The 6,054-nt window shown below is 64.4% G+C and carries 6 protein-coding genes; 2 read left to right on the top strand and 4 right to left on the bottom strand.

Features of this window, described 5'->3' with window-relative positions:
- Nucleotides 1-32: 32 nt before the first annotated feature.
- Nucleotides 33-1,400: a hydrolase gene (locus AC0L3A_RS32000; protein ID WP_473255852.1), complete on the bottom strand. Its 1,368-nt coding sequence runs from the start codon at nucleotides 1,398-1,400 to the stop codon at nucleotides 33-35.
- 161 nt (nucleotides 1,401-1,561) lie between these two features.
- Here AC0L3A_RS32000 and AC0L3A_RS32005 point away from each other — a divergent pair, with 161 nt between their 5' ends.
- Nucleotides 1,562-3,250, top strand: a complete 1,689-nt coding sequence (locus tag AC0L3A_RS32005; RefSeq protein ID WP_354172355.1) for an MFS transporter — start codon at nucleotides 1,562-1,564, stop codon at nucleotides 3,248-3,250.
- Between the two features lie 25 nt (nucleotides 3,251-3,275).
- On the opposite strand, the gene AC0L3A_RS32010 is transcribed toward AC0L3A_RS32005, so the two are convergent.
- Nucleotides 3,276-3,488: a hypothetical protein gene (locus AC0L3A_RS32010; protein ID WP_219681861.1), complete on the bottom strand. Its 213-nt coding sequence runs from the start codon at nucleotides 3,486-3,488 to the stop codon at nucleotides 3,276-3,278.
- A gap of 166 nt (nucleotides 3,489-3,654) precedes the next feature.
- Entirely contained in the window at nucleotides 3,655-3,981 is a 327-nt protein-coding gene (locus tag AC0L3A_RS32015) for a hypothetical protein (RefSeq protein ID WP_007598705.1), read from the bottom strand.
- Nucleotides 3,982-4,234: 253 nt separating this feature from the next.
- Here AC0L3A_RS32015 and AC0L3A_RS32020 point away from each other — a divergent pair, with 253 nt between their 5' ends.
- A complete protein-coding gene (locus AC0L3A_RS32020) occupies nucleotides 4,235-5,281 on the top strand; it encodes a polysaccharide deacetylase family protein (RefSeq protein WP_007598702.1) in 1,047 nt (348 codons plus the stop codon).
- Between the two features lie 76 nt (nucleotides 5,282-5,357).
- Here the strand turns inward: AC0L3A_RS32020 and AC0L3A_RS32025 are convergent, their stop codons facing one another.
- A complete protein-coding gene (locus AC0L3A_RS32025; RefSeq protein WP_219681862.1) occupies nucleotides 5,358-5,741 on the bottom strand; it encodes a hypothetical protein in 384 nt (127 codons plus the stop codon).
- Nucleotides 5,742-6,054 lie beyond the last annotated feature (313 nt).

Genomic DNA, 6,054 nt, shown 5'->3' on the forward strand with positions numbered 1-6,054 from the left:
CTCGCTCCCGCAGAGGTGACGCAGGCAATTAGCTAGTAAGTCAGCTCGGCAATCGCAATCCTGTTCTCGGAGGCAGGCCAGGCGCGTGCCACAATTCGTTCTTCGCCAAATTGGGCCACGATGTTACGCCCCACCTCGCCGGCCGGAAGGCGCAGTGTTGCTGTCGAATCTGTGGGCACACCCGATTTGACGTCCGCCGGCTCCTTGCCGTCGAGCAGCACCACATCCCGCGGCAGGCCGAAATAGCCGCGCGGACGCGACATGATCACCACAGCCCCGGCGTCCTTGTCCGCGGGCCCGAGCGGACGCGCGGCGCGCAGATGCACGACGTCCGACGAGCGCGGGAAGGGTGAGCGGTAGATATGCGTCGTCGGCGCATCCGGCGATGCGACGACGAATTCGAGCGACCAGGAAGGCTCGACCTGCGCCGGTCCCCAGCGGCCGTCGGCACTGGTCTTCGCACTGTGGACGGCGTTGCCCTTGCGCACACCGGTTTCAGGATCGACCCGAAACACGTCGACGGTTGCGCCGGCCACCGGCCGGTTGGTCGACACGCCGCCGGGCGCGCCGGTAACAAGCCCACTCAGCTTCACGCTCTGCTCCGGGACAATCGCGATTCGCGCGGGCTCGCGGGCGGCGATGAATTTGTAGATCTCGCGGAAGGCCCGGGGGTGGAACGCCACCTCGCGATGATCGAGCGCGCCGAGCACGAGGTTGGCCGCCCCCTTCAACTCCGGACCTTCGACGTTGACGCCGGTCGGCGTACCGGGCTTGCCGATGAAACGGCCATCGGCCTGCGCGTATTTGTCCATACCGTCGCTGCGCAAGGTGAGGAAGGCGACATCCGGCGTCACCTCGCTCTCGCCCTCGTTCAGGCCGCGCAAGAACGCGCCGCGGCCGTTGAACTCGCTGTTGGGCTGGTCGTCGGTCGCGAACACGCCGTGATTGGGCGTGCCGCACAGCACGGCATGGCTGACATCGCTGGCGCCGCCGTTCTTGATGACGTTGCGGATGGCATAGCCGCCGCGCGAGCTGCCAACCAGCGCCACGCGGGCCGCGCCGGTGCTGCGCTTCAATTCGGCTATGGCGGCGGCGAGCTCGCGGCGCTGGTCCTCGGTAGAGGAGCGGCCCGCCTGCTCGACCTTGTCGTCACTTCGTGCATTGGGATCGGTGAAATTGATCGCCATCATGCGGTCGCGCGCGATGCCGTTGGATTCCATCCGCCACAAGGTCGTCATCCAGAGCGCGTCGTATTCGCCATTGCCGTGGACGAACAGGATCGGCGGCACCTCGCCCGACGCGGCAGGTGAGGGCTGGGCCAACGCGCCCGTCCGCAAGCTCGCAATTGCGAAGGGCAAGCTGCCGGCCCCTAGCATGATCATTCGTCGTGACAGCTTCATCTGTTCCTCCCCCGCAAAACCATCTCTGTGCACCGCTTATACCGGCCTAACCACTGGACAGCGAAGGACTTTCGCAGGCATCACTGAACTTGCCGGAATCGCCCAAAGACCACTCCAAGACGACTTCAAGACTACTTCTGCCAGCCCATCTGGAAGGGGATATGACCGAGCAGACGAACCGCCAGAAAATTGCGACCGACGGCATCATGGCGCCGCTGCGGTACACCGTGTTCCGGCGCATCTGGCTCGCCAGCCTGCTCTCCAATCTTGGCCTGCTGATCCAGGGCGTGGGCGCCGCCTGGGCGATGACGCAGATGGCCGCTTCGGCGGACAAGGTGGCGCTGGTGCAGACCGCCCTGATGCTGCCGATCATGCTGATCTCGATGCCGGCCGGCGCCATCGCCGACATGTATGACCGCCGTGTCGTCACCTTGATCGCGCTCATGATCGCGCTGACTGGCGCGACCGCGCTCACGGTCCTGGCCTGGTTCAACTACATTTCTCCGGAAACGCTGCTCGCATTCTGCTTCGTGGTCGGCAGCGGCAACGCGCTGTTCGGCCCGGCCTGGCAATCCTCGGTCAGCGAGCAGGTGCCGCCCGATGCCCTGCCGTCGGCCGTCGCGCTGAACGGCATCAGCTACAACATCGCGCGCAGCTTCGGTCCGGCGGTCGGCGGTGTCATCGTCGCCGCGCTCGGTGCGGTGGCGGCGTTTGCGTGTAACGCGATCCTCTATTTGCCGTTGCTGGTGGTGCTGCTGCTCTGGCGGCGCAACACCGAGCCCTCGCGGCTGCCGCGGGAGAAGCTCAACCGCGCCATGGTGTCGGGCTTCCGCTACATCACCAATTCGCCGCCGATCAAGATCGTGCTGTTGCGCACGCTGGTGATGGGCCTGATCGGCGGTGCCATCATGGCACTGATGCCTCTGGTCGCGCGCGATCTGCTGCATGGCGGCGCGCAGACCTACGGCGTCATGCTCGGCGCCTTCGGGATGGGGGCCGTGGTCGGTGCGCTCAACATCCACGAGTTACGCAAGCGCATGAGCGGCGAAGCCGCGATCCGCGCCTGCACCATTTCGATGGCGTTTGCGATGGCTGCGCTCGCCGTGAGCACCGAGCCGGTGCTGACCGCGGCTGCCCTGGTGCTCGCCGGCGCGGTCTGGATGGCCGCCGTCGCACTGTTTAATATCGGCGTGCAGCTCTCGGCGCCGCGCTGGGTCGCCGGCCGCTCGCTCGCGGCGTTCCAGGCCTCGATTTCGGGCGGCATCGCGGTCGGCGCCTGGGGCTGGGGCCATCTCACCGACTATGCCGGCGTCGAGGTCGCGCTGCTGACGGCTGCCGGCCTGATGCTGATCTCGCCGGTGCTGGGGATCTGGCTCACGATGCCGCGCGTCGGCGCCCGTAACGAAGACGCCGATTTGCTAGCGGATCCGGAAGTCAAACTGTCGCTCACGGCACGCAGTGGGCCGCTGGTGGTCGAGATCGAATACCGCGTCGCCCAAGACAACGCCCGCGCCTTTCACAACGTGATGCAGGACGTGCAGCTCTCTCGTCAGCGCAACGGTGCTTACGGCTGGTCGATCGCGCGCGACATCGCCGATCCCGAATTGTGGACCGAGCGTTACCACTGTCCGACCTGGCTCGACTATCTACGCCAGCGCAACCGCTCGACCCAGTCCGAACGCGCTCTGCATCAGGAGGCGATCGATTTCCACATCGGCCCCGATCCGGTGCGGATCCGCCGCATGCTCGAGCGTCCGTTCGGCTCGGTGCGCTGGAAAGAGGAGACGCCGGACCAGGCAGCAAGTGAGGTGCTGCCCGTGGTCGCCACTGCGGCGGGAAGCAGCACGTAGGGTTTCGCGAGTCCGTAGCGACGTCTTACTGCCCGTGATCCGTCAGCACCTTCTCGCAGCCTTTGGTGAGCCGCGTACGGTTTTGCTTGAGGCAGGCGAGCACAGCCTGATCGCCATTGTTCATCACCGGGCGGCAGAAGCGCGTCACATCGCGCGCACAGGCGTCGTGACCGGGCTGCTGCGCGGACGCAGCCGATGCAAACAGGATCAATGGAATGATGAAAAGAAATCTGGTCATCGCGTAATGCCTCTTACCCGGAAGATGTGCGGGCGAAGCTAGAGCGACGATCCCGAAGCCGCAACGGCTTTATTGGCAGGCGGGCTTGCGCTGCCGCGTGGCCCCGGCTTGACGCCGGGGCACATCGCGAGGGGAGCTAACCGACGCAACGACGCTATCGTTGCTGTTACTGAGCGTCCTGGGCGTCAGCGACCTTGCGTGACGCGCCGCCCTTGGCGAGGTCCTTGTCCATCACCGCACGGCAACCGGCGCTCAGATCCGAACGATGCTTCATCATGCACGCCGTGATCTTCGGGATGTTCGGGATTTCCGACGAGCACAGGCGGAAAGCGTCGCCGGTGCACTGCTGCTGGGCTTCGGACGAGAAGGCGAAGCTGGAGCCGGTCGAGGCGATCGAGAGGATGGCGGCAAAGCCCAGAGCCAGGCTGGTGTCGCGGATCTTGCTACTCAAGGACTTGGTGTTCAGAGACTTGGTGTTCAGCGAGTTGGTCATTTGAAGCTCCCATTGGCACCGCTGGAAGCGGGCCCGTTGTTGATGGGATCGACCATGCTCCAGCAAAACAGTTTCCACTGTGATGACGGTCACGGGAGGCCCACCCTCTGTGACTATGGTCACGTTGGCGCACCTCGCTGAAATTCCTTCATATCCGCTGTCGTGTTGGTGTCACGTTAACTGTTCCTTCGCATTAATGGCTCGTCGAGCGGGAAATTCCGCCGGTTTGGTTGCGTAATTGGAAAGAATGGCGATGCGTAATGCGTTGGGCCTGATGCTGGCCAGTGTAGTTGCGGCGGTCGTGATTGCCGCCGGCGGTTGGTTTTATTATTCCTCGCGCGCCGACCAGGCCGCTCCCAAGACGATTGCCGCCCGTGCCGCCGATCAATTGCCGGCACAGGCGAAGCTCGCCGCCAAGGACGACGTCACGACCACGGCGGCGATTGCGGCCAAACCGGCGGCAGCCGCCCCGGCCGCCGCACCCGCGCCGATGCCGGTTCAGCAGAAATCGACCTGCGCCAATCCCAACGCGCTCGGCGTCTCCCGCGTGGTCGAGATCGACACCACCGGCGGTCCGGGCTTCGGCTTCGATCATTTCAAGCAGTTCGACTTCCTCACCGACAAGGAGGTCGTGCTGACGTTCGACGACGGTCCCTGGCCGGTCAACACGCCCGCCGTGCTGAAGGCGCTCGCGGATGAATGCACCAAGGGCCTGTTCTTCTCGGTCGGCAAGCATGCGACCTACCATCCGGAAATCCTTCGCCAGGTGCTGGCGCAGGGCCACACGGTCGGCACTCACACCTGGTCGCACGTCAACCTGAACGGCAAGAAGATGACCGAGCAGATGGCCAAGGACGAGGTCGAGAAGGGTGTTAGCGCCGTGAAATACGCGCTCGGCACCAACCCGGCACCGTTCTTCCGCTTCCCGCAGCTGCAGCACAATCCGGCGATCGTGAGCTATTTCGGCACCCGAAACGTCGCGATGTTCTCGACCGACATCGACTCCTTCGACTTCAGGAAGGGCGCCACGCCGGAGAAGATCATCGAGACCGTGATGACCAGGCTCGACAAGCTCGGCAAGGGCATCATCCTGATGCACGACTTCCAGAAGCATACCGGCGAAGCCATGCCTGCACTGCTCGCGCGGCTCAAGGCCGGCGGCTACAAGGTCGTGCAGATGAAGGCCAAGACGACGCTCGAGTCGCTGCCAGAATATGACGAGGCATTGCTGAAGGACCTGAAGGTGCCGACCTCGAGCGCACGTCCGATCGGGAGCGTGGTGCAGACGGTTTCGCAGTAGCGCGTCCAGTCCGATCCAAATCTCTTGCGTCATGGCCGGGCTTGTCCCGGCCATATGCTTTTTGAGAGCAGGCACCTTACCAGTAGATGCCGTGGCGATGCAGCTCGCTGATGATGCGGCCTTCGGTCCAGCTGCGCTTGTGCTTCGACTTGTCCGCCTTGGCCGTCGTCTTCGCGGCGGGTTGGGTCGTCGTCGCGAGCGCTGAGGTCGTCGCGGTCGTCGGTGTGGGAGTCGCCGCAGGCGCAGTGAGCGAAACCGCCGGCGGGCGATCGAGATATTTCGGAGCTTCGGCGGCTGGCGCTGCTTCGCTCACCTGCGTCGGCGCGGCAGCGAGCGTCGGCGCCGTTTGCTGAACCGAAGCCGGCTCGCTCACCGCGGACAGCGACAGGCTGCGCGGGCCTCCGGCCTGGGCAGAGGCAGAGACCAGCACCATAGCGGCCACCAGAATGATCTTGCGCATATGAAATCTCCCCGTGTTTGGCGTGAGCTGGACACTAGGGGAGCCAATCGCGAGTTTATGTGATCACGATCACTCAGACTGCCGTGCGATACTGAATCCTCCGACGGTGAGGCAATGGCCGCGCTCTACCGGATTCATCTGCACCAGCGCGCTCATGGTGACCAAATGCGCCGGTCACAACGCCTGGCTTGGGGAGATCAAATGAGCTGTGAGCGACCCGAGACATAGGTGACAGGTCGTACCGGACACATGGGTTACACTTTCCGCTTTTGTTCTGCGGGAGGTGTAGATGCCGTGGAAAGCGAGTTCGGTA

The sequence above is a fragment of the Bradyrhizobium sp. MI1.3 genome, from assembly GCF_055811695.1.